The following is a 25066-nucleotide window of genomic DNA, read 5'->3' as shown; positions in this document are numbered from 1 at the left end:
GTTATTTTTAACTATGAAATGGGAACAAGCAATCATAGACTACAAACATTATTTACAAATTGAACGTGGTTTATCTAAAAACTCTATTGAAAATTACAGCTATGACATTAAAAAATTGATTTCATATCTTGAAAGTCATGATATAAAAGAATCTCCTATCACAATAGATACAAATGTTGTTAAGGAATTTATTTATTCTGTTTCAAAAGATATCAATCCTAGGTCTCAAGCGCGCTTAATTTCTGGACTTCGTAATTTTTTCGATTATCTTATTTTTGAAAATTATAGAACCTCAAATCCATTAGACTTAATAGAAACCCCTAGAATAGGAAGAAAATTACCCGATACATTATCTGTAAAAGAAATAGATACTTTAATTTCTAGTATAGACTTAAGCACTCCCCAAGGCGAACGTAACCGAGCCATTATAGAAACCTTATATAGTTGTGGATTAAGAGTTAGTGAATTGACAAACCTTAAACTTTCAGATTTATTTTTTGATGAAGGTTTTATAAAAGTGACCGGTAAAGGAGACAAACAACGCTTTGTACCCATAAGTGATTTAACTAAAAAATTTATTAGCATTTATGTAAAAGAAATTCGGCCTCATGAACCAGTTATTGAGGAATATAGAGATGTTTTATTTTTAAATAGAAGAGGAAAACAACTTACAAGGGCTATGATTTTTACCATTATTAAAACACTTGTAAAAGAAACAGGCTTAAATAAAACCGTATCGCCTCACACTTTTAGACATTCATTTGCAACCCATTTATTAGAAAATGGAGCTGATCTTAGAGCGATACAAATGATGCTTGGTCATGAGAGTATAACAACTACAGAAATTTATATGCATGTAGATCGTTCTCATTTAAGTGAGGTTTTAAATAAATTTCATCCTAGAAAATAAAGTGTTAAGTTGATTGTTTTATATTAAATAATCAATAAAAAATAAGTTATACTTAGAATTATGAACTATTTTTATGAGATAAAGGTTTAATTGTCAGCACACATGTGACAAAATCAAAATATTATGCTCTAAATAATAAAGAAAAAGACCATGAAATTCCCCAATCTCAACCTAATAAAACAGATCCATAATCTTTATAGTAATAAGTATTCTTCAAATTCTCATAAAGACAAAAAGTATAAAATTGCAATAGAGCTATCTAATATAGGACTATGGGAATGGAATATAAACACAAATAAAGTATTCTACTCTAAAGAATCTATACAAATCATTGGTTATTCTGAAAGCGATATAAAAAACACCTCAAAGTTCTGGGATGATAAAGTACACGCAGACGATAAAGATGAATATTTTAAAGATTTTAATAGGTTTTTAGAAGGTTATATTGATTTCTATGAAAACGAATACCGAATTCGCTGTAAAGATGGGAGTTACAAGTGGATATTAAATAAAGCTAAGGTTGTAGAAAAAGACAAAAACAATAAATCTACATGTATAATTGGTACACATACAGATATTACAAGTTCTAAAGTTAGCGAAGAACTTTTAGAAAAGAATCTTCAATTAATTACTTGTCAAAATAAAAGACTTTATAGTTTTACACATATTGTTTCTCACAACTTAAAAACTCATATTGGTAATTTTAAAAATATTTTAGAGTTTTATGATGAAGCTGAGTCTGAAAATGAAAAAGAAGAATTAATAGGACATCTACAAACTATTTCAAAGTCTTTAACCACTACTATTGTCGATCTAGATGATATTGTAAGTATAAAATCTAAGAGTGACTCTCAAGATCTTAATGAGCACATTAATCTTTATGATTTTACTAATAAAATAATAGAAAGCCTAAAAATAGATATAGAGAACAAAGAAATCACCGTACATAATGCGATAAAAAAAGGAGATACTCTTTTTACAAACAAACCTTATTTAGAAAGTATATTTTATAATTTAATTTCTAATGGTATAAAATATTCTGACCCTAAAAAGGATAGTCAAATAATTATTGAAGCCATACACATAAACAATACCATTAAAATTTTAATTTCAGATAATGGTATTGGTATTGATATGGATAAATATAAAAATCACATTTTTGAAATGTACAAGACGTTTCACGGTACTAAAAGAGCAGACTCTAGAGGTGTTGGTTTATATATTACAAAAACACAAGTTGAAGCCATACACGGAGAAATACAAGTAGAAAGCACTTTAAATCATGGTACTTCTTTCTCCATAACGCTTAAAAAATAAAAAAGCACTCTAATTTAGAGTGCTTTTTACTTTATATTAAAATACTATTTACTTCGCAATATTAACAGCTCTAGTTTCTCTAATCACTGTTACTTTTACTTGTCCTGGATATGTCATATCTGTTTGTATTTTCTGAGAAATCTCAAACGATAAACTAGCTGCCTTTTCATCTGTAACTTTTTCACTTTCTACAATAACACGTAATTCTCTACCTGCTTGTATAGCATAAGCTTTCTTTACTCCTGTAAATCCAAAGGCTACATCTTCTAAATCTTTAAGACGTTGTATATAAGAATCTAATACTTGACGTCTTGCTCCTGGTCTTGCTCCTGAAATAGCATCACAAACCTGAATTATTGGCGCTAGTAATGTTGTCATCTCAATCTCGTCGTGGTGAGCCCCAATAGCATTACATACTTCTGGTTTCTCTCCATGTTTCTCAGCCCATTGCATACCTAAAATGGCGTGTGGCGTTTCAACATCTGTTTCTGATGACGGTACTTTACCTATATCATGTAATAAACCTGCACGTTTAGCTAATTTAGGATTTAACCCTAACTCAGCAGCCATAACACCACAAAGCTTAGCAACTTCACGCGAGTGTTGTAACAAGTTTTGTCCGTAAGAAGAACGATATTTCATACGACCTACCATTTTTATTAATTCAGGATGTAAACCATGAATTCCTAAATCGATAACCGTACGCTTACCTACTTCTATAATTTCTTGTTCAATCTGCTTTTCTGTCTTTCTTACAATTTCTTCAATTCTAGCAGGGTGTATTCTTCCGTCCGTAACTAACTTGTGTAATGATAAACGTGCAATTTCACGTCTTACAGAATCGAAACAAGATAAGATAATTGCTTCTGGTGTATCATCTACAATAATCTCTACACCTGTTGCAGCTTCAATTGCTCTAATGTTTCTACCTTCTCTACCAATAATACGACCTTTAACGTCATCAGATTCAATATTAAATACAGACACACAGTTATCAACTGCTTCTTCTGTACCAATACGTTGAATGGTATTGATAATAATCTTTTTAGCTTCTTGCTGTGCTGTTAATTTAGCTTCTTCAACATGATTTTGAATGAAAGCCATGGCATCTGTCTTAGCTTCCTCTTTTAAAGACTCTACTAATTGTGCTTTTGCTTCTTCAGCAGACAATGAAGAAATCACTTCTAATTGTTTGATTTGATTTTGATGAGATTTATCAATTTCTTCTTGTTTCTTATCAAGAAACTCTAATCTAAAATCGTAATCTTTAATCTTACTTTCTAAAGATTGATTAGATTTTTTAGATTTATTTAATTCACTAGAAAGCTGAGATTCTTTGTCTCTTATGCGTTTCTCTGCTTCAGACATTTTTTTATCTCTAGAAAAAATCACCTTTTCGTGCTCTGATTTTAACTCAATAAATTTCTCTTTAGCTTGTAATATTTTTTCTTTTTTTATTGATTCCCCCTCTGATTTAGCTTCTTTCAAAATTGATTTAGACTCAATTTCTGCACTAGCAATTAATTTTGAAGCTTTCCCTTTTTCTAAAGCTTTAGCTATAAAGAACCCTATTATTATTCCTCCTATTATTCCTCCAACAATAAATATTATTGCGTAATTATCCATCTTTCTTATTTAGTTTTAGTGTATAAAAAAGCCTACATCAGTTTTGGTTTTGTATAAACTCCTTAAAACAAGTTTAGGGCTAACAAGCTGATCAAAAATCTGTCTAAGATACCGAAACGAGTTCAGTACTAACAGCACGATTTTACAACTTAAACTCACCCTTTTTAAAGAATTGATCGTTGAGTTTATCAAAAATGTAACTAATGTAGGCAGTAACCTTATTTTATTTTAAAGAACGTACGAGTTAAAGATGTTGATTTAAAAGTTCATTTAAAGCTTCTAACTTTTCCTGTACTTCTTCATTTACATACTCTTTATCTATAGACTTTTGCTCTACTTGAGAAGCAAATTGTAAGGCACACATTGCCAAAACATCTTGCTTATCTCTTACAGAGTAATTCTGCTCAAATTGCCCAATCATCGCCTCTATATTTTTTGAAGCTTTGCGTAAACCTTCTTCTTGCCCAGGGTTTATCGTTAACGGATAAACTCTATTAGCTATAGAAAGTTTAATTTTTAATTGTTCAGGCATTATAATTTAAATTTACAACTTTATTCAGAGAGTTGACCAATACAATGGTCAATATCTCTAATCAGTGCATTTATTTTGAGTTTTGTTTCTCGTTTATTTTCGTCACTACCAAGCATTGAATTTGCAATTTTGAGTGTGTCATGTTTTTCTACCCAAGCAGAAATCTCTTCTTGTTGTTCTAAAAGTTTTTGCTGTTGCTCTTTTAATTGACTTTCGAGTTTCTCATTAGTCTGTTTTAAAATCGCTTGCTTATCTAAAATCTTACTGATTTTATGTTCTAATGCATCAACAATGTCTTCTATTTTACTCATTAAAGTAATTCAATACTATCGAAACAAAGTTAACATACCTAATCAACAATCACAATTGTTTTACAATTATTTTTTATTAAAGCAGATAAGTTTAAAATTCTATAATAATAAAATTGGATTTTATTTAACTTATATCCTTCTATAATATACAAGGATACTAATAGTTATAAATGTATACGCTTATAAAAAACAACTAAATAGAAAAAACAATATTCGTATTTTTAATTTTTATTTGGTATTATTAGAGGTTCAATATAATTTATAAAATGCTAAAATTATACCGTTTTAGTGTTTGCAAAATGTAAACAAAGTAATATTTTCGCTGTCAGAGCTAATCCTATGAAACAATTTTTAATCCTCTTTTTATTAACTAGTTCATTATATGGACAATCGGAATATCCTCAAGATTATTTTCGCGCTCCTTTAGATATTCCTATTGTACTTTCAGGTACTTTTGGCGAATTACGTTCTACACATTTTCATGCTGGATTAGATATTAAAACACAACAACGAGAAGGTTTAAAAGTCTATGCGGCGGCACTAGGTTACATAAGTAGAATTAAAATCTCTCATTTTGGCTACGGAAAAGCCATCTACATTACACATCCTAATGGCTATACAACTGTTTATGGGCATCTTCAAAAATTTTCTAAACGATTAGAAGATTATATTAAACAATGTCAATATGATAAAGAGAGTTATGAAGTTGAAGTTTTTCCTCATTCTGAAGAACTTTTAATAGAGCCTGATGAAGTTATTGCATATTCAGGAAATACGGGTGGTTCTGGAGGTCCTCACTTACATTTCGAAATTAGAGACAACTTAGAACGTACAATGAATCCATTACTCTTTGGTATAGAAGTAGAAGATTCTACAGCACCCTACGTCACTGCGGTATTTGCCTATCCTAAAGACGAAAACGCAATTATTAATGGAAAAAATGAAAGAGTGCCCTTACGCTTAATTCCACAGAAAACAGGTGATTATGCTGTTGAAAAGATTAAAGCTTACGGAAATATTGGATTTGGTGTTACCTCTAACGACAAACAAGATTTAGCACCGAATAATAACGGTGTAAGTAATATTCAAACTTTTTTTAATGGAAATAAAAGTTTAGAAATAGATTTTAAACGTATTAGCTTCGATGAAAGTAAACATATTAAACGTCTTGTCGATTATGAATACTACGTTCGTAAACGCTCTAAAATTCAGAAACTTTTTATTGAAAAAAATAATCCTCTAAGTATTTATAAAGACGCTTACGATAAGGGCTACGTTAAAATTGAAGACAGTACAGCTTCAGTTTATAAGATGAGAATTAGAGATTATAACGGAAATGAATCTTGGGTTGTAATCCCTGTAGATGGAGAATTTGAAACTATAAAAAAAGATTCGACCACCATAGATCGCTCTAAACAATCACTGGTTTATAGCAATAAAATGTCGACATTAACTTCAGGTAATTATACAGTAAACTTTTATGAAAACACATTGTATGATGACACTTATGTAGATTTTAAGGTGAGTTCTGACACTATTTTTTTAGGAAATGATAACGTTGCGATGCAAAAGAATTTCTATATTAATTACGACTTAAGTAATTATAAAAAAGAACATCAAGACAAACTTTATATCGCCAGATTTTATGGTAATTATAAAAAGCCTTACTATGTATCTACCTCACGCAAAGGAGATGTCTTAACCGCAAAAACTAAAGCATTAGGCACCTATGCTTTATCAATGGATACTGTACCTCCAACCATAACACCCACCAATTTTACAGATAAAAAATGGATAAGTAACTATCGTTACCTTAAACTTAAGATTGATGATGAGTTAACAGGTATAAGTAAATACAGAGCTACAGTAAATGGAAAGTGGATTTTAATGGAATATGATTATAAAAAAAATACGCTTATACACGATTTTAGTGATAATATCGTTAAAGATACTAAGAACGAATTAAAAATAATTGTCACTGATAATGTTGGAAATAGTTCTACATTTGAAGCAACATTTTTTAGAAAGTAGAAATTTAGACCTTAGACTGTTACATTTTAAACGCTAAATTATAGAATCATTATGATTGTTAATCTATATTCTAAACCGCTATTCAACCTAACTAAGATTAAAAACAAAATATTTGAAACGCTTAATTTTCACCGTCCTCTTAGGCTTATTTTTTAGTCTACTTTCGTTTTCACAAAATGCAATTATTAGAGGTGTCATTTTAGATGAAGGCAACACTCCTATTGAAGGAGTTAATATAAAAACCAACACTGGAGAAGGCACAGCAACCAATAGCAACGGTTTTTACGAGCTTAGAATTCCTTACGGCATTGAAGTTACCGTTATTTTCACTCACGTTTCACATAAATTAGTTGAGCAAAAATTCAATTTAAAAAACGGACAAGAAATTGAATACAACCCTGTGATGCTTATTGAAGTTGAACAAATTGCTACCGTTGTTATTAATACAAATACAAGACAATCTGTAGATGGTGTTACTTCTATTTCACCACAAATGATAAGAACCATCAAAGGTGCGCAGCCTGGTGTAGAAAATATTCTTAAAACCTTACCTGGAGTAAATATTTCTAATGAATTAAGTACACAATATTCTGTACGTGGTGGTAATTTTGACGAAAACTTAGTTTATGTAAATGATATAGAAATTTATAGACCTTTTTTAATTCGTTCTGGAAATCAAGAAGGATTAAGTTTTGTAAATACCGATTTGGTTCAAGATGTAGATTTCTCTGCTGGTGGTTTTCAAGCTAAATATGGTGATAAATTATCTTCTGTATTAGATATTACGTATCGTAATCCTGTTGATTTTGGAATAAGAGCAGATTTAAGTTTACTTGGTGGAAGTATTGCTGCTGAAGGTGTTTCTAAAGACGGAAAATTCTCTGGTATTGCAGGTGTACGTTATAGAGACAATAGTTTATTATTAAATAGTTTAGAAACAGAAGGTAATGTAGAACCTATTTTTGCAGATGCACAAACATTTTTAACCTATCGTTTTTCGAGTAAGTTTCATTTAAATTTCCTTGGAAATATTTCTTCAAATAAATACAACTTTCAACCCGAAAATAGACAAACTAACTTCGGAACTATTGATGATCCTGTTGCGTTATTAGTATTTTACGATGGACAAGAAAAAGATCAATACCAAACCTATTTTGGGGCATTTAAAGCTAATTACTTTGTAAATGACGATTTAACGCTTAAACTTATTGCCTCTGCTTACCATACTACAGAACAAGAATATTTTGACATTTTAGCAGAATATCGTTTAGGTGAAGTAAACACAAGTATTGGTGATGAAAATTTAGGTGAAGTTGAATTTAGCGAAGGTATTGGATCTCAACTTACACATGCCCGAAATGATTTAGATGCTTTTATAGTTAACGCTGAACATAAAGGAGATTATAAAATTGATGACGAAAGTACATTAGAATGGTCTGCAAAATACACACACGAAGATATTAGAGACCGTTTAGTTGAATATGAAATTATTGATTCTGCTGGTTTTTCAATTAGACCACCTTCAATAAGTCAGCCTAACGATCAACCTTACAATTCTTTTTCTGGCCCTTTAACTGCTTATGAAGATATTAGAGCGACTAACCGAATTCAAATTAATAGATTTCAAGCTTTTATACAATATAGTAAAAAAACAGATTGGAACGGTCATGAAATTTTTTATAATGCTGGTGTAAGATCTCATAGTTGGGTTGTAAGCGGTGATGATATTGAAACAAGTGATACACAAACCGTAATTAGCCCAAGAGGACAATTTGCTATTAAACCCAATTGGGATAAAGATATGCTTTTTAGAGTAGCTGCTGGTCTCTACTACCAACCTCCATTTTACAGAGAATTAAGAGATTCTTCAGCAACGGTCCAACCTAATGTAAAAGCTCAAAAATCATTTCATGTTGTTTTAGGAAACGAGTATAGTTTTGAAATTTGGGACAGACCATTCAAGTTAGTAACTGAAGCTTATTACAAAGGAATGACAGATGTTAATCCTTACACGTTAGAAAACGTTAGAATTCGTTATAGTGCAGATAATAATGCTGTTGCTTATGCTTATGGCTTAGATTTAAGAATTAATGGAGAGTTTGTTCCTGGTACAGAGTCTTGGTTTAGTTTTGGATATTTAAAGACTGAAGAAAACATTGATGATCGTGGTTATATTGCTAGACCAACGGATCAACGTTTAAAATTTGGTGCTTTATTTCAAGATTACGTCCCTAACATGCCAGACCTTAAAATGTATTTAAATTTAGTATATAATACAGGTGTTCCTGGAGGTTCTCCAAGCTATGCAGATCCATACAATTACCAGATAAGATTACGTGATTATAGACGTGCGGATTTAGGAATTTCTTACGAATTAGTGAATCCTGAAAAAACTTATAATTCTAAATGGAAAGCCGCTTTTAAGGAACTCTCAATTGGTTTTGAAATCTATAATATGTTTAATAACCAAAACTCAATTACAAATACTTGGGTTAGAGACGTTTACAGTAAACAACAATATGCAATTCCTAATTACTTAACACCACGTGTTTTTAATATAAGAATGTCTGCAAGGTTTTAAGAATTAACTAAAGCTTTTAAAACACCAACTACATAATCTAATTCTTCTTTAGTATTATATATACTGAATGAAAAACGAATAGAAGGTTTTGCTAATTCATCATTAGGTAAAATAGCTTTTAATACATGAGACTGTTGACTGCTTCCACTTTGGCAAGCACTACCTCTAGAACTCGCAATCCCTTTTAAATCGAGTTGAAACTGTAACATTGATGCTTTTCCAGGAGCCATTGGTAAACGAACGCTTACTAATGTGTATGTGCTTTCTTCAGACTTTGAACAACCGTTAAAACTTACATTAGGAATATTATTTTGAAGTTCCGTGATAAAATAGTTCTTCAAATCTAAAACATAAGCATGTTCTTCTTCAAGATTTGCGTAAGCTATTTTTAAAGCCGCATCCATCCCAGCAATATTATGAAGAGACTCCGTCCCTGCTCTATGGCCTCGTTCTTGCTCTCCACCAAAAATCAATGGTTTTAATCCAGACTCTTTTCGTACAAAACAAAACCCAACACCTTTAGGTCCATGAAATTTATGTGCACTTGCGGCTGTAAAATCTATAGGTATTTCCTTTAAATCTATTTTATAATGTCCGACAGATTGTACAGTATCAGAATGAAATAAGGCTCCATAAGATTTTACAATCTTAGCTATGCTTTTCAAATTTAACACATTACCAATCTCATTGTTAACATGCATTAAAGTCACTAATTTTTTTCCATCAGAATGACCTAAAACAGATTCAAGATCTTCTTCATCTATACTTCCATCAGCTTTCAGTTTTACATAAGTGACTTTTACACCATATTCTTTCTGCAATTGATCTAAAGTATGTAAAACAGCATGATGTTCAATCTGAGATGTAATAATTTCTGTAACACCTAGATCTCTAACGGCACTTCTTAAAGCTAAATTATCGGATTCTGTTCCGCCAGCAGTAAAAACAATTTCTGATGCCGACACATTAAAATAGCTTGCTATATTTTTTCTACATTGTTCTAAAAGTGCTTTAGACGCACGACCAAAACTATGACTAGAAGATGCATTTCCATAAGTTTCATTTAACACTTGCGTCATACGCGTTACAACTTCGGGTCTTAAAGCTGTAGTGGCTGCGTTATCTAAATAGATTGAATTCATGTTATTTATAGTATTTTTATGGTCATACTTCTTCTAAGCTCAGTACAGTAGTGCAATTGATTAGTCATCATTTCTTTGAATGATACAATTTTGTAGATGATCAATTCATCCTACAAAAATATTGTAAATAAAATTATTTAGATAATGCAACGTTATAATTTTACAAATCCTTTATTTTTGCTAAAAATAGAATCTATGATACGTCGTTTTTTTATACTCTTATGTTTTGCTTTTTTAACTACTTGTGATGATGGTGACATTTTAACTGTAGATTTAGAATTTGATGAAGAATTAGCACAATGTACTAATTTTGAAGACTATCACCTTGTATATGATACACGAGAAGATCCTAACGAAGCGCTTATTTTAATTTTTGAAAAAGGAGATGATACCAATGACGCATTATTTACACATGCAACAACTGAAGGTTCTCCCACAGAATTAACAATCGACGCTAGTACAACTCGTTTTATTTATAGAACATACAATAGAGAATTAACTTCTAGTGACATTTGTGCTGTTGTACCACCTTCAGATTTAACAATAAGAGAAGATTATGAAGCAGGCTCTGGTGATGTATATGTAACTTCTACAATTGTAGATGATGATAATGATGGTGTTCCTAGTATTTATGAATATGGTCCTGGAGGTATAGATAACCCTCAAGATACAGATGAGGATGATATACCAGATTATTTAGATATTGATGATGATGGTGATAATGTTTTAACTGAAAATGAACTAGACGAATTGGATGAAGACGGAGATGGAGATCCTTTAACTAACCCTTTAAATACTGATGCAAATCATCCGACGAATAGTGATGATCTTCCTAATTACCTAGATGATGATGATGATGGAGACCTAATTCCTACCCGTTTAGAAGATGCGAATGGAGAGAATGGCCCTGGAGATGACAGAATTGCTGTGAATGATGTTTTAGTAGAATTATATCTAAATGCTGCCGAAAATACCTCTTACGTTTTTGATGATTATAATGCTTTTGAAAATTCTTACACCAGAACTGTTGAAACAGTATTTGTAATTAATAATACAGATTTAACAATCTTTAGAACTACCGAAATTACACTTGGTACACTAACAACAATTATAGAAGACTTTGATCCTGATGATTATGATTACGATTTCTAAGATTAAGGCGCTACATTTTGAAGTATACTAACTTCTGTTGCTCCTAAACCGTAGGTTTTATAATCGGCATCGTAAAATCTTACATTATTATAACGACTAAAAAGTGTTTCTAATTCTTGGCGTAGCACACCTTCGCCAACACCGTGTATAAAAACTACTTTTGGGATACGCTTACGCATGGCAAATTCTAATTGACCTCTTGCTGTATCTAGTTGTAGATTAAGCATTTCATAATTAGACATTCTTTTTGAAGATTTGGTTAAATGATGAATATGTAGATCTACTTCAAATTTAGGTGCATTTCTTTCTTTAGGTTTTATTGTTGGAGCAGATTTTCGTTTTAAAGATTCTTTTTCTTTTTTTACGGCTTCAAAATCCGTATTATAAACAGCACTTTCAAGCGAATTACCTGAAGACATTAACATAAGTTCACGAGCTTCAAATTGTAAATCAAAGCCATCAATATCTTCAACTGTAATTATATCTCCAGAAATCTTTGTTATTATTCCTGAAATATCATCGTCAATTGTTTCAACCTTATCACTTATTTTAAATTTCATCTTCTTTTTCTGTTTTTACAAATGATTCTTCTGATTCTTCATGTTTGCTCGGAATATTTCTAGAGGTTCTATAAACACCGACCATTAATAATGCAATACCTCCTATTAATAAGTACGTATTTTGTTCTTGCTGTGCTTGAGCATAAAATGCAATCATTCCTCCAACTAGAATACACATAAAATTTAAGCTTCTCGAAATATCCATAATTCATTAATTAAAACAGGTCGTAAAAGTACAATTTAGAAAAATATTTCTCGCAATTATAAAAGTAATAAATCAAATTGTTAATTTAGCGCCATGTTAATACTCGCAAAAGGACTTGAAGAATATATGTTACCATGCATGTGGAAACAAACGTTTAATGTTGATTGTATGGGATGTGGCATGCAAAGGGCTATTAACTTCATTTTTAAAGGAGAATTTGTTGCTGCTTTTTTTATGTATCCTGCAATTTACACACTTATTGCAATGTTTGCCTTTTTACTATTGCATCTAAAATTTCAATTTAAAAATGGTCATCGCATTATTTTAGGCTTTTTTATATTAAATATTAGTATTATTGTGGTAAGCTTTATTATTAAAACTTTTTTAATCAACTAAAAATCAATTTATATAATGGAAAAACAACAAATACCAAATGGAACTTTAGTCCTAATTATGGGAATTTTATCAATCGTCGGCTGTTGCTGTTATGGTCTTCCTGGATTAATTTTCGGAATCGTAGCAATAGTATTAGCTGGTAAAGCCACTAAAACTTATATGCTAGCACCTGAAACTTATTCTGGTTTTGGAAATGTAAAAGCGGGTAAAATAATGGGGATTATCGGTGTAGTATTAAGTATTGCAATGGTTTTATTTTACGTTTGGATATACACAACAATTGGATTAGAAGCAATGCAAGACCCTCAATTAATGGAGCTTAAAATGCAAGAATTATTAGGACAATAGTAGTTTCCTAATTCTTAATAAATATAAAAGCGATTTTCAATTAAGAAAATCGCTTTTTTTTGCTCTTATTTCAAATGCTTATTAAGCTTCAAATTCTTTTAAAGTCTTTGTAATAATAGATACACAATCTAATAACTGTGCTTCTGTCATTACTAAAGGTGGTGCAAAACGAATAATGTTTCCATGCGTTGGTTTTGCTAATAAGCCGTTATCTCTTAATTTTAGACAAATATTCCAAGCAGTTTCGCTGTCTTCGTCATCATTTATTAAAATAGCATTTAATAATCCTTTTCCTCTTACAGAATTAACAATAGGACTAGTTTCTATAAACTTAGAAATTTCACTTCTAAATAATTGCCCTAATTTTTCTGCATTGTTTGCTAAATCTTCATTTTTAACAACTTCTAAAGCCGCAATAGCTACAGCTGCTGCAATAGGATTTCCACCAAAGGTACTTCCATGATTTCCTGGTCCAATAACATTCATAATAGCATCATCAGCTAAAACTGCAGATACAGGATAAGCACCACCACTTAAGGCTTTACCTAAAATTAAAACATCTGGTTTTACGTTTTCATGATCTACTGCTAACATTTTTCCTGTTCTTGCAATACCGGTTTGTACTTCATCTGCAATAAATAAAACATTATATTTTTCACACAATGCTTTGGCTTTAGATAAGTAACCTTCAGTAGGTACATAAACACCAGCTTCACCTTGAATTGGCTCTACTAAGAAACCTGCAACATTAGCATTGCTTTTCAATGTGTCTTCTAAAGCTTCAAGATTATCATATGCAATCTTAATAAAACCATTAGTATAAGGTCCAAAGTTTTTACGCGCTACAGGATCGTTACTAAAAGAGATAATCGTTGTTGTTCTTCCGTGAAAGTTATTCTCACATACAATGATTTCAGCTTCATTTTCTGCAATTCCTTTAACTTCGTAAGCCCATTTTCTACAGATTTTTAAAGCTGTTTCTACAGCTTCAGCTCCCGTATTCATTGGTAAAAGTTTATCAAAATTAAATGTTTCAGAAGCATATTTCTCATACTTCCCTAACATGTCATTATAAAAAGCTCTTGACGTTAACGTTAGCGTTTGCGCCTGTTCTGTCATTGCTTTTACAATTTCAGGATGACAATGCCCTTGGTTTACGGCAGAATAAGCAGAAAGAAAATCGTAATATTTCTTACCTTCTACATCCCAAACAAACACACCTTCTCCCCTGTTTAATACTACAGGTAACGGATGGTAATTGTGCGCACCATACTTGTTTTCTAAATCTATCGCTTGTTGCGAATTTAATTGGTCTAAAACAGCCATTTTAAAAAGTTTAAAAGTTAATATCCAAAAAAAATGGATACCTAAAATAACCATTCCTTATCTACCTTTATCCTTTCGAAGTATCCGAAAATTCAGCGTGGGAAAGAAATCATCCCTGAATGTTGCAAATTACAAAAAATAATAGAAATTTATTGCTAGCGCCTACATCAATTAACGTTATGCTATTTGTAAAATTGCAACTATCTTTGCACCCTAATTTATATAAGAAATGCCAAAAAGAGAACGTAACAAATTTGTAAGACGCGGAGAAATCATAGAAATCCTAATTGAAGGTTATGCCTATGGAGGAAAAGGTATTGGTCGTATCCGTAACGAGCATGGCGAATTTGTAGTCTTTGTTCCTAATACTTTACCTGGTCAATTAGTAAAAGCTCAGATTAAAAAAACGAGCAAAAAGTATGCAGAAGGTAAACTTTTTGAAGTTTTAAAAGCATCTGAAGATGAAATTGACATGCCTTACCAAAGTATTCCTGGCGCACCTTATATCAATTTACCTATTGAAAAACAACACGAATACAAGAAGCAAAGTACTTTAGAGTTATTTAAACGTATTGGTAAAGTTGCTGATATTGAAGATAAGTTTGATGAATTTGTTACGTCTCCAAATACCTTTCATTATAGAAATAAAATGGAATATGGCTTTTCTGCTATTGGTTATGATCACGAATTAAAAACGGATGTAGATGAATTTACGCTAGGGTTTAAAAAACGTGGTACTTGGTGGTGTGGAGATAATTTAAATAAAGAATCTGGTTTATTTGATGCCGAATTTGAAAACCTAGTTAAAGATATTAGAACCTATTGTATTGAAACAGGTCTAGATCCTTGGCATGCTCCTAAAAGAGAAGGTTTCTTTAGATATTTTGTAGTTAGAAAATCTTACAAAACCAATCAACTTTTATTTAACTTGGTAACAACATCTTACGACTTACCTAAGTTCGATTTAGATAAATTTGCAAATTACCTCGTAGAATTACTTGGTGATCGTGTTGCTGGTTTATTACATACTATTAATGATGAAACAGGAGATAGAACAATCGCTACAACAGGAAGTATTTCTCTTATCTATGGTGATGATAAGATTGTTGAAGAATTATTAGGTCTTAACTTTGAAATTAGCATGAAAAGCTTTTTTCAAACCAACCCAAAATGTGCTGAAAAACTTTACACTAAAGTTGTTGATTATGCTTTAGAAAATAAAGAAGCTATTGATAATACTGTTGTTTTAGATTTATTTTGTGGTACAGGGACTATTGGTCAAATCATTGCTAATAAATCTGAAAACACTAAAATTGTTGGTGTAGATATTGTAGCTGCTGCAATTGAAGACGCTAAAGAGAATGCTAAACGTAATAATATTGAAGGTTTAAAATTCTTTGCTGCTGATGTTGGTAAATTCTTAACTGAACACCCAGAATACACCAATAAAATAAGAACTATTATTTTAGATCCTGCTAGAGCTGGTATTGCGCCTAAAACCCTAAAAAAAATAATAAACCTAAATGCAGAACGTTTGGTTTATGTATCTTGTAATCCTGCTACGCAAGCTAGAGACACAGAACTATTAATGGAATCTGGCTATATCATCAAAAAAATGAGCTTAGTAGATCAGTTTCCACATACAGCGCATATAGAAACAGTTGTGCTATTTGAAAAACAATAAATGAAAAACGTAAAATTCTTAATTCTTTTAATAGCCATTGCTCTTATCAACTGTGAGCGCGATGATATTTGTGCTTCTACAACGCAAACTACGCCTCGGCTAATTGTTGAGTTCTATGATGCTACAGATACAGATGAATTACTAAACGTATCTAGAATTACCGTTTATGGTGAAGGTTTAGTAACCGATGATGACGGTAATATTATTGAACCATTAGAAGAGTCAGATGCTACACTACTCTTTAATGAAAATGCAAATACCATAGAATTACCACTTATTATAGGTGCAGAAGGAGTCGAAGCCACGATAACCACACGCTATGTGCTAGAAAAAGACACCGATTTAAGAATTGAAGATGAAGATGATACAACCAACTCAAATATAGACATCATAGAAATCACCTATAACACAGAGTTTGTTTATGTTTCTAGAGCCTGTGGTTATAAAAGTAATTTTAATAGTTTAGGTGTTTCAAGAGAGACAGAGACAAACGGTGATAATTGGATTTCTAATATTGAGATTGAAGAAACAACACAACAAAGTATAGAAGATGAAAACACAACACATGTACGTATCTATCATTAGAAGCGTAATCTTAATGCTGTTGTTTTCTACAATAGCTTTTGCCCAACAAGAAAAGACTAAAACTATTAAAGATACCGTAGTTTTTAAACAAAAGTATGGACTTAGAATTGGTGCAGATATAAGTAAATTCGCACTTACTTTTTTTGATGATGATTATTCTGGATTTGAAATCATGGGAGATTACCGCCTTACTAAACGTATTTATATCGCAGGAGAAATTGGAAATGAAGAACGAACACTTGAAACCGATTATATAAATAACACCACAACGGGTAGTTATTTTAAAGCCGGAATTGATATGAATTTCTATCAAAACTGGTTAGACATGGAAAACATGATTTATACAGGTTTTCGTATCGGAGCAGCAACGTTTAGCCAAAAGTTAAATAATTATACAGTTTACGATGTTTACAACCAGTATTGGGATAACCAATATTCCGTTGAAGAAGGTCAAGAATTCAATGGACTAACTGCGTTTTGGGTAGAAATGCAAATAGGATTAAAAGCCGAATTATTTAATAATTTCTACGCAGGACTTAATGTACAATTAAAAGTACTTGTATCTGACAAAGAAATTGATAATTACGAAAATCTATATATCCCTGGTTATAATAGAACTTACGATAGTAGCCGTTTTGGTGGTGGTTTTGGTTTTAATCTCTCTTATTTAGTCCCAATTTTTAAGAAAGATAAAATTATAATTCAAGATAAAGAAGTTGAGGAATAAAAGGTCTTAAAACTTAACCTTTTCAACTTTTAAAAACACGCTATTTCTCTCTTTTTTATTAAAATATTAGTTGATTTTAATCTAATAAATACGTACATTCCTTTATCAAATTCCCCTTTATGGATAAAGAAGATATTGCCAATTTAATAGAATTAAAACACTTAGAATTAATTAGTTGGCTAGAGCAACAGCCTGACGAATCTTGGACACATGGCCCAGACGGAAAATGGACAACAGGACAACAAACATTACATCTACTTCAAAGTATAGTTCCACTAAACAACGCTTTAAGTTTACCTAAGTTTTTACTCCGATTAAAATATGGAAGAGCAAATAGACCTGTTAGGTCTTATGACGCTATTGTAAAACGTTCTCAAGAGCGCTTAAAAAACACTAAAGGTAAAACTTTTAAAGGATCTAGAAACATGAAAGTTCCTACACTTCAAGACAAGCAATACCTCTTAAACAGATTGCAAACTGAAGAAAAGAAACTACAGTATAAAACGAGACGTATCAGTGACGAAAATCTAGATACTGTTGTATTACCACATCCTTTAATGGGAAAAATGCCCGTTCGAGAAATTATTATGTGGACAGCACATCATGTTGAACATCATACAGAAATATTAAAGGCTAATTATTAAGAAATTGACCTAAAAAATAAACCTGACATTAATATGTCAGGTTTAAATCAATTTTGAAAACTATAATTCCTAATAAATTGAATTACTTTAAATACACCAATACATTATCTTCTATCCTTTTCTGGATATCTGAAAGATCAGCTTTTACAAAAGTATCTCCTGTAATATTTTCATAAAGTTCAATATAACGCTCGCTAACCGATGTAATATATTCGTCACTCATAAAAGGAACCGTTTGTCCTTCTAAACCTTGAAAATCGTTAGAAATTAACCATTGTCTTACAAATTCTTTAGACAATTGCTTTTGAGCTTCTCCTTTATCTTGACGTTCTTGGTAACCTTCAGTATAGAAATAACGTGAAGAATCTGGGGTATGAATTTCATCAATTAATACAATTTTACCCTCTTTTGTTTTACCAAATTCATATTTAGTATCCACTAAAATTAATCCACGGTTAGCAGCAATTTCTGTTCCTCGTTGAAATAATTTTCTTGTGTAATCTTCTAAAACAATATAATCATCTTCAGAAACAATACCACGTTTTAAAATATCTTCTCTAGAAATATCTTCGTCATGGTCCCCCATTTCTGCTTTTGTAGCCGGTGTAATTATTGCTTCAGGAAATTTATCATTTTCCTTCATTCCTTCTGGCATAGCAATACCACAAAGTATACGCTTTCCTGCTTTATACTCTCTAGCTGCATGTCCAGACATGTAACCACGTATCACCATTTCAACCTTAAACGGTTCACATAAATGACCTATAGCAACATTAGGATCTGGAGTAGCTACCAACCAATTTGGCACTATATCTTCTGTTTCCTTCATCATTTTAGTTGCAATCTGATTTAAGATTTGCCCTTTATACGGAATCCCTTTAGGCATCACCACATCAAAAGCACTTAAACGATCTGTAGCGACCATTACTAATTGCTTATCGTCTATATTGTAAACTTCTCTTACTTTTCCTTTATAAACGCTTTTCTGATTTGGAAAATTGAAATTGGTATCTATTATGGTGTTCATCTAGTCTTCATTTAATTATGTACTACAAATGTAATTTCTTTACTTATTCCACACAATAAACTGCATAAAAAAAGGAGAAATAAAATTTCTCCCTCTTTAATTTAAATAATCTTATGATTATTTATTTAAACCTAATATTATAAGTTGCTCCAATACCTACAGATTGTATATCTATATCGTTCTCTGCAAAGGTGTTTTGGTAATATGCATAAATATTCCAATCACGATTATGGTAACCAATTTGTGGGTTAACATAAAGACCACCTTCGTTCTCATCTACACCTGTTAAAAAACCATAACCTACATCAGAACCTATAAATAGGCCACTAGGTGTAAAATAATAACGTATAAACCCTGCTACTGGAATAATACCAAAATCATCATTTCCATCTTTCCCAAAATAATTGGTATAACCTGAAGCCAAACCAATACCTAAGTTAGGATTAAACAAGTATTGTCCTCTCAAATCCAAACCTAAAGCAAAAGATGACGCATCACCTGCATCATTTACTGGTACTCCAGCTGTTAAACCTGCTTTAAGCCATGAGTTGTCTGAATTAAAATCTATTTCATCATCCTGAGCAAATAATGGGCTTAATCCTAATGATAATCCTATAATCAAAAATACTTTTTTCATCTTTCCTTTTTTATAAATTTTTAATGTAACAGCAAATTTATATAAGATTACACTTAAGAATTTATATAATTTCTCTTTTAAATTATATAATTAAAAGACAAAATACTTAAAGATATAACTAATAAACACTTAAATGTTATTCTATATTTTCAATACTTTTATAAGCCGCAATCACTTTCTTCACAAGCTTGTGACGAATGACATCTTTATCATCTAAATAAATAATGCCAATCCCTTCTATATTTTGCAATACTAAAAGTGCTTCCTTTAACCCCGATACGCTACGACGCGGTAAATCGACTTGTCCAGGATCTCCCGTTAATAAAAATTTAGCATTTTTTCCCATTCTAGTTAAAAACATTTTCATCTGAGCATGCGTTGTATTTTGACCTTCATCTAAGATTACAAAAGCATTATCTAATGTTCGTCCACGCATAAAAGCTAATGGTGCAATTTGAATGACTCCTTTTTCTATATAACTTTCTAATTTCTCATGAGGAATCATATCGCGTAATGCATCATACAAAGGCTGCATATATGGATCTAATTTCTCCTTTAAATCACCGGGAAGAAATCCTAAATTCTCACCTGCCTCAACAGCAGGACGTGTTAATATTATACGTTTAACTTCTTTATTTTTCAAAGCTTGTACCGCCAAAGCAACACCAACATAGGTCTTACCTGTACCTGCCGGCCCGATAGCAAAAACCATATCGTTTTTAGACATGCTATCAACTAACTTTCTTTGATTAGCCGTTTGTGCCTTAATTAACTTGCCACCAACACCATGAACTAAAATCTCACCGCTTTTTGCTGTTGATTCATAATCGTTTTTACTTTGGCTGGTTAAAACACGCTCTATAACATTCTCATCAATCTTGTTATACTTCCCAAAATGTTGCATAAGCATGGTCATTCTACGATCAAATTCTTCAAGAAGATCTTCATCACCGTATGCTTTCAATGTATTGCCTCTAGCAACAATTTTAAGCTTGGGATAATATTTTTTTAAAAGTTCAATATTAGCATTTTGGGCTCCGAAAAATTCTTTAGGAGATATTTCTTCGAGTTCTAGGATAAGTTCATTCAAAAGCGAGCTTTATTTAGTGCGTTAATATATTTTCTTTTCTTAATTTTGTAATTCTATTGTACACACACAAATTTAACAATTTTACAATCATAATTCTCAAAAAAATATCAACAATAAATCTATGGCAATAATCACTTTAACGACTGATTTTGGACAAAAAGATCACTCTACTGGTGCCATAAAAGGCGCTATTTATAGTGAGCTTGATCAGATTAACATTGTAGATATTTCGCATTCTATATCTCCTTTTAATACTTGTGAAGCCGCTTATATTATACAAAATGCTTATAGCTCTTTTCCAAAAGGAACTATTCATTTAATAGGAATAGATTCTGAGTTAAGTCCTGAAAACAAACACATTGCTGTATTTTTAGATGATCATTACTTTATATGTGCTAATAATGGTATAATGAGTATGATTTGCTCAGATATTACGCCAGATAAGATTGTTGAGATTAATATTCATGACAGAGTAGAAACAAGTTTTCCTGTTTTAGATATTTTTGTAAAGGTGGCATGCCACATAGCTAGAGGTGGAACTTTAGAAGTCATAGGAAAAGTTATTAACACAATTAAGCCAATTAAAAACTTAAATCCTTTCGTTAATGACGAACAAAATCAAATTATTGGAAATGTAATTTATATTGACAATTATGGTAATGTAGTAACCAATATTAAACGTAAGCTATTTGAAAATATTCAGAAAGGAAGAGCTTATGAAGTTTCTGCTCGTAACCATAAGTTTAAAACAATATTAAATAAGTACAGTGATATTTTAAATCATGATAGTGAAGATTCTATACGTAATGCTGAAGGCAAGGCAATGGCGGTATTTAACTCTTCTCAATATCTAGAAATTGCAGTCTATAAAAGTAATAATAGCACTGTTGGTAGTGCAACCACTTTAATGGGCTTAAAAACTAAGGATACTGTAACCGTTAACTTTTTAAATAAATAAATAAGCTTTGTTAGTAAGAATTGTAAAAATGAGTTTTGAACCTTCTAAAATTGAAGAATTCTTAGCTAATTTTGAAACAGTAAAAGAAAAAATTAGAAATTTTGAAGGTTGTAACTTTCTAGAGCTATATCGAGATAAAAACGATACCAATATTTTTTTTACATATAGCTATTGGAACTCTGATGATGACTTAAATACTTATAGGCATTCTGATTTATTTAAAGGCGTTTGGAGCAAAATAAAACCAATGTTTAATGCAAAACCAGAAGCTTGGAGTGTAGATAAAATTGCATCACTCAAATAGCCTATCACAGAACTTAATTAAAAATATAATTGAGTCTAAATACAATAATTAAGATCGAATACTAATTTATGTTAGCAATACTAAAAAAAGAAATAAATACCTTCTTCGCTTCACCTATTGGCTATTTGGTTATTGGGGTGTTTTTATTACTCAACGGCTTATTTTTATGGGTTTTTAAAGGAGAATTCAACATTTTAGATAATGGACAAGCCAGTTTAGGTTCTTTCTTTTTACTGGCACCTTGGATTCTTATTTTTTTAGTACCAGCAGTTACAATGCGTAGCTTTAGTGATGAAAAAAAACAAGGTACTTTAGAGTTATTAGTAACCAAACCTATTTCTCATTTTCAGATTGTTTTAGGTAAATATTTTGGTGCTTTCACTCTAATAATAATGGCTTTAATTCCTACGTTTTTATATGTCTATACAATTTCATTATTAGGAAATCCTGAAGGAAATTTAGATATGGGAAGTACTATCGGTTCTTACTTTGGACTTTTATTTTTAGTTGGAGCATACACTGCAATTGGTGTATTTGCTTCGACACTTTCAGATAATCAGATTGTTGCATTTATTATTGCCGTTTTTATATGTTTCTTCTTTTATTTTGGGTTTGAAGGTCTTTCTAATTACAATATTTTAAACGACTTTGTTTATATGGAAAATATCGGTATGTCTGCGCACTACAACAGTATGAGTCGCGGTGTTATTGATACTAGAGATTTAATCTATTTTATAAGTATTTCAATCGCATTTTTATTATTCACAAAACTTAGAATTCAAAAACAATAAAATGATCATCACACCCCTATTAGTCACATTTTTAATCGTCGTTTTTATACTGCTTTTTTTATTCTTAAACACAGTAGATAATCGTAAATGGTTAACTGCACTTATTAGTTTAGTGCTTACACCTTTTGCTTTTTATTTTATGTTTTACCCTCTTCTAAACATCGTAAGTAATTATCACCATCAAAAATATTTTAATAGTGAAGCTTGGATAGAAAATCCAAACTTACGCTACGAAATGATTGATTATACTATTGAATCTGATACGTTAGTTGGTATTTCAAAAGAGAAAATAAAAACATTATTAGGTCCTGAAGAATGGCTGACTTGGGATGATGCAAAAAAAGCACACGATACTAATAAATGGAATTATGGATTAGGCATAGAACCAGGAGCTTTTACAGAACATAGAGAATGTGTAGAAATCATTTTTGAAAATAATAAGCTTATTTCTTTAAAACCTTATCGTGAAGCCATAACTTTTGAAAAGACTGAAGATGAAAAAGAATAAATCTATACTATATATCGTTGCTATTCTTATTGGACTCATCATTGTAAATGCAATATCTAGCTCAATATATCAACGGTTTGACTTAACGAAAGACCATCGCTATACACTTTCTGATAATTCTAAATCTTTAATTACCGATTTAGATTCCCCTTTAGTTATAGATGTCTTTTTGGAAGGCGATTTTTCATCTGAATTTAGATTACTTCAAACTGAAGTACGTCAGATAATAGAAGAATTTCAACTTGAAACTGATCAAATTTTCATCAATTATATCAACCCTATTGAAGATGAAACAACACGAGAACGCAATATAGAAGAGTTAACAAAATCCGGATTAGAACCTTATATCAATACAGATAATAGTACAGGAAAAGTAACACAAGATATTATATTTCCATGGGCATTTGCTAGTTACAAAGGAGCAACAGTAAAAATTCCTTTATTAAAAAGAAGCATTACTCAAGGTTTACAAGAACAAATTAATAATTCTGTTCAAGCTTTAGAATATGCTTTTGCAGACGGATTTAACAAACTTGTAAATGCTAAATCTAAGAAAATAGCCATTTTAAAAGGAAATGGTGAGTTAGAAGATATTTACATGGCTGATTTTCTAACAACCGTAAAACCTTATTACAATTTAGCTCCATTTACTTTAGATAGTGTTGCCAGTAATCCGCAAGGCACTTTAGATAAATTACAAGATTACGACTTAATTATCGCTGCCAAACCTAGCATCCCTTTTTCTGAAAATGAAAAACTAGTCTTAGACCAATACACAATGAATGGTGGTAAAAGTTTATGGTTAACAGAAGCTGTTGCCATGGATAAAGATAGTCTTTACAATGCTGCAGGACGCGGTGTTTCTATTATGAAAGATTTACTCCTCAATGATTTTTTCTTTCAATATGGTATAAGAGTTAACCCTACATTAGTAAAAGACCTCTATTCTGCTCCAATTATGTTATCTATTGGCGAAGGCAGTCAAGCACAAATGCAACCTTTACAATGGCAATATTCGCCATTAGCAGCATCTAACCCTAACCATTCTATTACTAAGAATTTAAATTTAGTGAAATTTGATTTTGCAAGTCCAATTGATACTTTAAAGAATAGTATTAAAAAATCGATCTTATTACAAAGTTCACCAAAATCTAAATTAGAAGGCGCACCAACCACAATTTCATTAGACGCCGTAACACAATCGCCAGACGAAGAAAGCTATAACCAAGGTTCTCAAAATTTAGCGGTACTCTTAGAAGGTGAGTTTTCTTCTGTTTACGACCAACGTGTTTTACCTTTTAAAGTAAAGAATTTTAAGTCTAAAAGTACAGCAACTAAAATGGTTGTTATTTCTGATGGAGATGTTATAAAAAATGAAGTTTTAAGAAATAAACCTCAACAATTGGGTTTTGATCAACTGACAGGAAAATCATTTGGTAACAAAGAGTTTTTACTAAATACAGTCAATTACCTTTTAGACGATTCTGGACTTATAAACATAAGATCTAAAGAAATTAATATCGCTTTTTTAGATGCCGATAAAATAAAAGAGAGGAAATCAAAATGGCAATTTATTAATATTGCTTTGCCACTCATACTTTTAGCGTTGTTTGGTTTCATCTTCAACTATTTAAGAAAACGCAAATACACCTCTTAAAACTTTATAATTAATTC

At 31.1% G+C, this 25066-nt stretch carries 26 protein-coding genes and 1 other RNA gene; 16 read left to right on the top strand and 11 right to left on the bottom strand.

From position 1 onward, the window contains the following. Window positions 1-13 precede the first annotated feature (13 nt). Together xerD and H0I32_RS15325 are read left to right on the top strand one after the other, a co-directional pair. Window positions 14-910, top strand: coding sequence for a site-specific tyrosine recombinase XerD (gene xerD / locus H0I32_RS15330; protein ID WP_173588711.1), 897 nt, complete (start codon window positions 14-16; stop codon window positions 908-910). 150 nt (window positions 911-1060) lie between these two features. Then, a complete protein-coding gene (locus H0I32_RS15325) occupies window positions 1061-2227 on the top strand; it encodes a sensor histidine kinase (protein ID WP_179314443.1) in 1167 nt (388 codons plus the stop codon). Between the two features lie 48 nt (window positions 2228-2275). On the opposite strand, the gene rny is transcribed toward H0I32_RS15325, so the two are convergent. The 4 genes from rny to H0I32_RS15305 form a co-directional block, all read right to left on the bottom strand. Next, window positions 2276-3853, bottom strand: coding sequence for a ribonuclease Y (rny, locus tag H0I32_RS15320; RefSeq protein ID WP_179314442.1), 1578 nt, complete (start codon window positions 3851-3853; stop codon window positions 2276-2278). A 55-nt stretch (window positions 3854-3908) separates the two neighbouring features. After that, a non-coding RNA gene (gene ssrS / locus H0I32_RS15315) (6S RNA) lies at window positions 3909-4038 on the bottom strand. A 59-nt stretch (window positions 4039-4097) separates the two neighbouring features. Next, window positions 4098-4385: a cell division protein ZapA gene (locus H0I32_RS15310; protein ID WP_173588708.1), complete on the bottom strand. Its 288-nt coding sequence runs from the start codon at window positions 4383-4385 to the stop codon at window positions 4098-4100. Window positions 4386-4405: 20 nt separating this feature from the next. Continuing rightward, window positions 4406-4696, bottom strand: coding sequence for a hypothetical protein (locus H0I32_RS15305; RefSeq protein ID WP_179314441.1), 291 nt, complete (start codon window positions 4694-4696; stop codon window positions 4406-4408). A 339-nt stretch (window positions 4697-5035) separates the two neighbouring features. Here H0I32_RS15305 and H0I32_RS15300 point away from each other — a divergent pair, with 339 nt between their 5' ends. Together H0I32_RS15300 and H0I32_RS15295 are read left to right on the top strand one after the other, a co-directional pair. After that, a complete protein-coding gene (locus tag H0I32_RS15300) occupies window positions 5036-6727 on the top strand; it encodes a M23 family metallopeptidase (RefSeq protein ID WP_179314440.1) in 1692 nt (563 codons plus the stop codon). Between the two features lie 112 nt (window positions 6728-6839). After that, window positions 6840-9308: a TonB-dependent receptor gene (locus H0I32_RS15295; RefSeq protein ID WP_179314439.1), complete on the top strand. Its 2469-nt coding sequence runs from the start codon at window positions 6840-6842 to the stop codon at window positions 9306-9308. Here H0I32_RS15295 and H0I32_RS15290 read toward each other — a convergent pair. Continuing rightward, window positions 9305-10450 carry a cysteine desulfurase family protein gene (locus tag H0I32_RS15290; RefSeq protein ID WP_179314438.1) on the bottom strand — a complete coding sequence of 382 codons (1146 nt, stop codon included), beginning with the start codon at window positions 10448-10450 and terminating at the stop codon, window positions 9305-9307. The genes H0I32_RS15295 and H0I32_RS15290 overlap by 4 nt on opposite strands. 144 nt (window positions 10451-10594) lie before the next feature. Here H0I32_RS15290 and H0I32_RS15285 point away from each other — a divergent pair, with 144 nt between their 5' ends. Then, window positions 10595-11602: a hypothetical protein gene (locus H0I32_RS15285; protein ID WP_179314437.1), complete on the top strand. Its 1008-nt coding sequence runs from the start codon at window positions 10595-10597 to the stop codon at window positions 11600-11602. A 2-nt stretch (window positions 11603-11604) separates the two neighbouring features. Here H0I32_RS15285 and H0I32_RS15280 read toward each other — a convergent pair whose 3' ends face one another. Beyond that, entirely contained in the window at window positions 11605-12162 is a 558-nt protein-coding gene (locus H0I32_RS15280) for a Smr/MutS family protein (protein WP_173588702.1), read from the bottom strand. Then, window positions 12152-12340: a hypothetical protein gene (locus tag H0I32_RS15275; RefSeq protein WP_218747083.1), complete on the bottom strand. Its 189-nt coding sequence runs from the start codon at window positions 12338-12340 to the stop codon at window positions 12152-12154. Before H0I32_RS15275 ends, H0I32_RS15280 begins: the two co-directional genes overlap by 11 nt. 120 nt (window positions 12341-12460) lie before the next feature. Here H0I32_RS15275 and H0I32_RS15270 point away from each other — a divergent pair, with 120 nt between their 5' ends. Both H0I32_RS15270 and H0I32_RS15265 read left to right on the top strand, forming a co-directional pair. After that, window positions 12461-12763, top strand: coding sequence for a DUF2752 domain-containing protein (locus tag H0I32_RS15270; RefSeq protein WP_246293639.1), 303 nt, complete (start codon window positions 12461-12463; stop codon window positions 12761-12763). 15 nt (window positions 12764-12778) lie between these two features. Then, window positions 12779-13111 carry a CCC motif membrane protein gene (locus H0I32_RS15265; protein ID WP_179314435.1) on the top strand — a complete coding sequence of 111 codons (333 nt, stop codon included), beginning with the start codon at window positions 12779-12781 and terminating at the stop codon, window positions 13109-13111. A gap of 81 nt (window positions 13112-13192) precedes the next feature. Here the strand turns inward: H0I32_RS15265 and rocD are convergent, their stop codons facing one another. Next, window positions 13193-14437 (bottom strand): ornithine--oxo-acid transaminase, encoded by a 1245-nt coding sequence (gene rocD, locus H0I32_RS15260; protein WP_173588699.1) that lies wholly within the window; start codon window positions 14435-14437, stop codon window positions 13193-13195. 229 nt (window positions 14438-14666) lie between these two features. On the opposite strand from rocD, the gene rlmD reads away from it, so the two are divergent. The 4 genes from rlmD to H0I32_RS15240 all read left to right on the top strand — a co-directional run bounded on the left by rlmD (window position 14667) and on the right by H0I32_RS15240 (window position 18077). After that, window positions 14667-16121: a 23S rRNA (uracil(1939)-C(5))-methyltransferase RlmD gene (gene rlmD / locus H0I32_RS15255; RefSeq protein ID WP_173588698.1), complete on the top strand. Its 1455-nt coding sequence runs from the start codon at window positions 14667-14669 to the stop codon at window positions 16119-16121. Then, window positions 16122-16706 carry a DUF6452 family protein gene (locus H0I32_RS15250; protein ID WP_173588697.1) on the top strand — a complete coding sequence of 195 codons (585 nt, stop codon included), beginning with the start codon at window positions 16122-16124 and terminating at the stop codon, window positions 16704-16706. After that, window positions 16672-17433 (top strand): DUF6048 family protein, encoded by a 762-nt coding sequence (locus H0I32_RS15245; protein WP_246293638.1) that lies wholly within the window; start codon window positions 16672-16674, stop codon window positions 17431-17433. Before H0I32_RS15250 ends, H0I32_RS15245 begins: the two co-directional genes overlap by 35 nt. A 119-nt stretch (window positions 17434-17552) precedes the next feature. Next, window positions 17553-18077, top strand: a complete 525-nt coding sequence (locus H0I32_RS15240; protein WP_173588696.1) for a DinB family protein — start codon at window positions 17553-17555, stop codon at window positions 18075-18077. Between the two features lie 82 nt (window positions 18078-18159). On the opposite strand, the gene H0I32_RS15235 is transcribed toward H0I32_RS15240, so the two are convergent. The 3 genes from H0I32_RS15235 to H0I32_RS15225 all read right to left on the bottom strand — a co-directional run bounded on the left by H0I32_RS15235 (window position 18160) and on the right by H0I32_RS15225 (window position 20831). Continuing rightward, window positions 18160-19104 carry a phosphoribosylaminoimidazolesuccinocarboxamide synthase gene (locus tag H0I32_RS15235; protein ID WP_173588695.1) on the bottom strand — a complete coding sequence of 315 codons (945 nt, stop codon included), beginning with the start codon at window positions 19102-19104 and terminating at the stop codon, window positions 18160-18162. Window positions 19105-19225: 121 nt separating this feature from the next. Continuing rightward, on the bottom strand, window positions 19226-19741 hold the full coding sequence (locus H0I32_RS15230) for a hypothetical protein (RefSeq protein ID WP_173588694.1): 516 nt from the start codon (window positions 19739-19741) through the stop codon (window positions 19226-19228). 136 nt (window positions 19742-19877) lie between these two features. After that, window positions 19878-20831 (bottom strand): PhoH family protein, encoded by a 954-nt coding sequence (locus H0I32_RS15225; RefSeq protein ID WP_173588693.1) that lies wholly within the window; start codon window positions 20829-20831, stop codon window positions 19878-19880. Window positions 20832-20952: 121 nt separating this feature from the next. On the opposite strand from H0I32_RS15225, the gene H0I32_RS15220 reads away from it, so the two are divergent. The 5 genes from H0I32_RS15220 to gldG all read left to right on the top strand — a co-directional run bounded on the left by H0I32_RS15220 (window position 20953) and on the right by gldG (window position 25049). Next, a complete protein-coding gene (locus H0I32_RS15220; protein WP_173588692.1) occupies window positions 20953-21789 on the top strand; it encodes an S-adenosyl-l-methionine hydroxide adenosyltransferase family protein in 837 nt (278 codons plus the stop codon). A 7-nt stretch (window positions 21790-21796) separates the two neighbouring features. Beyond that, complete coding sequence (locus H0I32_RS15215; RefSeq protein ID WP_173588691.1) at window positions 21797-22093, top strand: putative quinol monooxygenase; 297 nt, start codon at window positions 21797-21799, stop codon at window positions 22091-22093. 68 nt (window positions 22094-22161) lie between these two features. Then, the gene (gene gldF / locus H0I32_RS15210; protein WP_179314434.1) at window positions 22162-22884 is read left to right on the top strand and encodes a gliding motility-associated ABC transporter permease subunit GldF; all 723 of its coding nucleotides are present in this window, start codon (window positions 22162-22164) and stop codon (window positions 22882-22884) included. Window position 22885: 1 nt separating this feature from the next. After that, window positions 22886-23392 (top strand): hypothetical protein, encoded by a 507-nt coding sequence (locus H0I32_RS15205; RefSeq protein WP_179314433.1) that lies wholly within the window; start codon window positions 22886-22888, stop codon window positions 23390-23392. Beyond that, window positions 23379-25049, top strand: a complete 1671-nt coding sequence (gldG, locus tag H0I32_RS15200) for a gliding motility-associated ABC transporter substrate-binding protein GldG (protein WP_179314432.1) — start codon at window positions 23379-23381, stop codon at window positions 25047-25049. Before H0I32_RS15205 ends, gldG begins: the two co-directional genes overlap by 14 nt. Window positions 25050-25066: the final 17 nt, after the last annotated feature.

This window comes from Winogradskyella sp. HaHa_3_26 (assembly GCF_019278425.1).
Taxonomy (GTDB): domain Bacteria; phylum Bacteroidota; class Bacteroidia; order Flavobacteriales; family Flavobacteriaceae; genus Winogradskyella; species Winogradskyella undariae.
The sequence above is the reverse complement of the archived record's forward strand: the minus strand, read 5'-3'. Positions and strand labels throughout refer to the sequence as shown.

What these genes read in the sequence shown, in the direction of transcription:
- xerD (WP_173588711.1), top strand. Translation starts at nt 14, where the DNA reads ATGAAATGGGAACAAGCAATCATAGACTACAAACATTATTTACAAATT.
- H0I32_RS15240 (WP_173588696.1), top strand. Translation starts at nt 17,553, where the DNA reads ATGGATAAAGAAGATATTGCCAATTTAATAGAATTAAAACACTTAGAA.
- H0I32_RS15250 (WP_173588697.1), top strand. Translation starts at nt 16,122, where the DNA reads ATGAAAAACGTAAAATTCTTAATTCTTTTAATAGCCATTGCTCTTATC.
- H0I32_RS15265 (WP_179314435.1), top strand. Translation starts at nt 12,779, where the DNA reads ATGGAAAAACAACAAATACCAAATGGAACTTTAGTCCTAATTATGGGA.
- H0I32_RS15270 (WP_246293639.1), top strand. Translation starts at nt 12,461, where the DNA reads ATGTTAATACTCGCAAAAGGACTTGAAGAATATATGTTACCATGCATG.
- H0I32_RS15275 (WP_218747083.1), bottom strand. Translation starts at nt 12,340, where the DNA reads ATGTGTATTCTAGTTGGAGGAATGATTGCATTTTATGCTCAAGCACAG.
- H0I32_RS15220 (WP_173588692.1), top strand. Translation starts at nt 20,953, where the DNA reads ATGGCAATAATCACTTTAACGACTGATTTTGGACAAAAAGATCACTCT.
- gldF (WP_179314434.1), top strand. Translation starts at nt 22,162, where the DNA reads ATGTTAGCAATACTAAAAAAAGAAATAAATACCTTCTTCGCTTCACCT.
- rlmD (WP_173588698.1), top strand. Translation starts at nt 14,667, where the DNA reads ATGCCAAAAAGAGAACGTAACAAATTTGTAAGACGCGGAGAAATCATA.
- rocD (WP_173588699.1), bottom strand. Translation starts at nt 14,437, where the DNA reads ATGGCTGTTTTAGACCAATTAAATTCGCAACAAGCGATAGATTTAGAA.
- H0I32_RS15325 (WP_179314443.1), top strand. Translation starts at nt 1,061, where the DNA reads ATGAAATTCCCCAATCTCAACCTAATAAAACAGATCCATAATCTTTAT.
- H0I32_RS15280 (WP_173588702.1), bottom strand. Translation starts at nt 12,162, where the DNA reads ATGAAATTTAAAATAAGTGATAAGGTTGAAACAATTGACGATGATATT.
- H0I32_RS15205 (WP_179314433.1), top strand. Translation starts at nt 22,886, where the DNA reads ATGATCATCACACCCCTATTAGTCACATTTTTAATCGTCGTTTTTATA.
- H0I32_RS15290 (WP_179314438.1), bottom strand. Translation starts at nt 10,450, where the DNA reads ATGAATTCAATCTATTTAGATAACGCAGCCACTACAGCTTTAAGACCC.
- H0I32_RS15300 (WP_179314440.1), top strand. Translation starts at nt 5,036, where the DNA reads ATGAAACAATTTTTAATCCTCTTTTTATTAACTAGTTCATTATATGGA.
- H0I32_RS15245 (WP_246293638.1), top strand. Translation starts at nt 16,672, where the DNA reads ATGAAAACACAACACATGTACGTATCTATCATTAGAAGCGTAATCTTA.
- H0I32_RS15230 (WP_173588694.1), bottom strand. Translation starts at nt 19,741, where the DNA reads ATGAAAAAAGTATTTTTGATTATAGGATTATCATTAGGATTAAGCCCA.
- H0I32_RS15310 (WP_173588708.1), bottom strand. Translation starts at nt 4,385, where the DNA reads ATGCCTGAACAATTAAAAATTAAACTTTCTATAGCTAATAGAGTTTAT.
- H0I32_RS15305 (WP_179314441.1), bottom strand. Translation starts at nt 4,696, where the DNA reads ATGAGTAAAATAGAAGACATTGTTGATGCATTAGAACATAAAATCAGT.
- gldG (WP_179314432.1), top strand. Translation starts at nt 23,379, where the DNA reads ATGAAAAAGAATAAATCTATACTATATATCGTTGCTATTCTTATTGGA.
- rny (WP_179314442.1), bottom strand. Translation starts at nt 3,853, where the DNA reads ATGGATAATTACGCAATAATATTTATTGTTGGAGGAATAATAGGAGGA.
- H0I32_RS15235 (WP_173588695.1), bottom strand. Translation starts at nt 19,104, where the DNA reads ATGAACACCATAATAGATACCAATTTCAATTTTCCAAATCAGAAAAGC.
- H0I32_RS15285 (WP_179314437.1), top strand. Translation starts at nt 10,595, where the DNA reads ATGCAACGTTATAATTTTACAAATCCTTTATTTTTGCTAAAAATAGAA.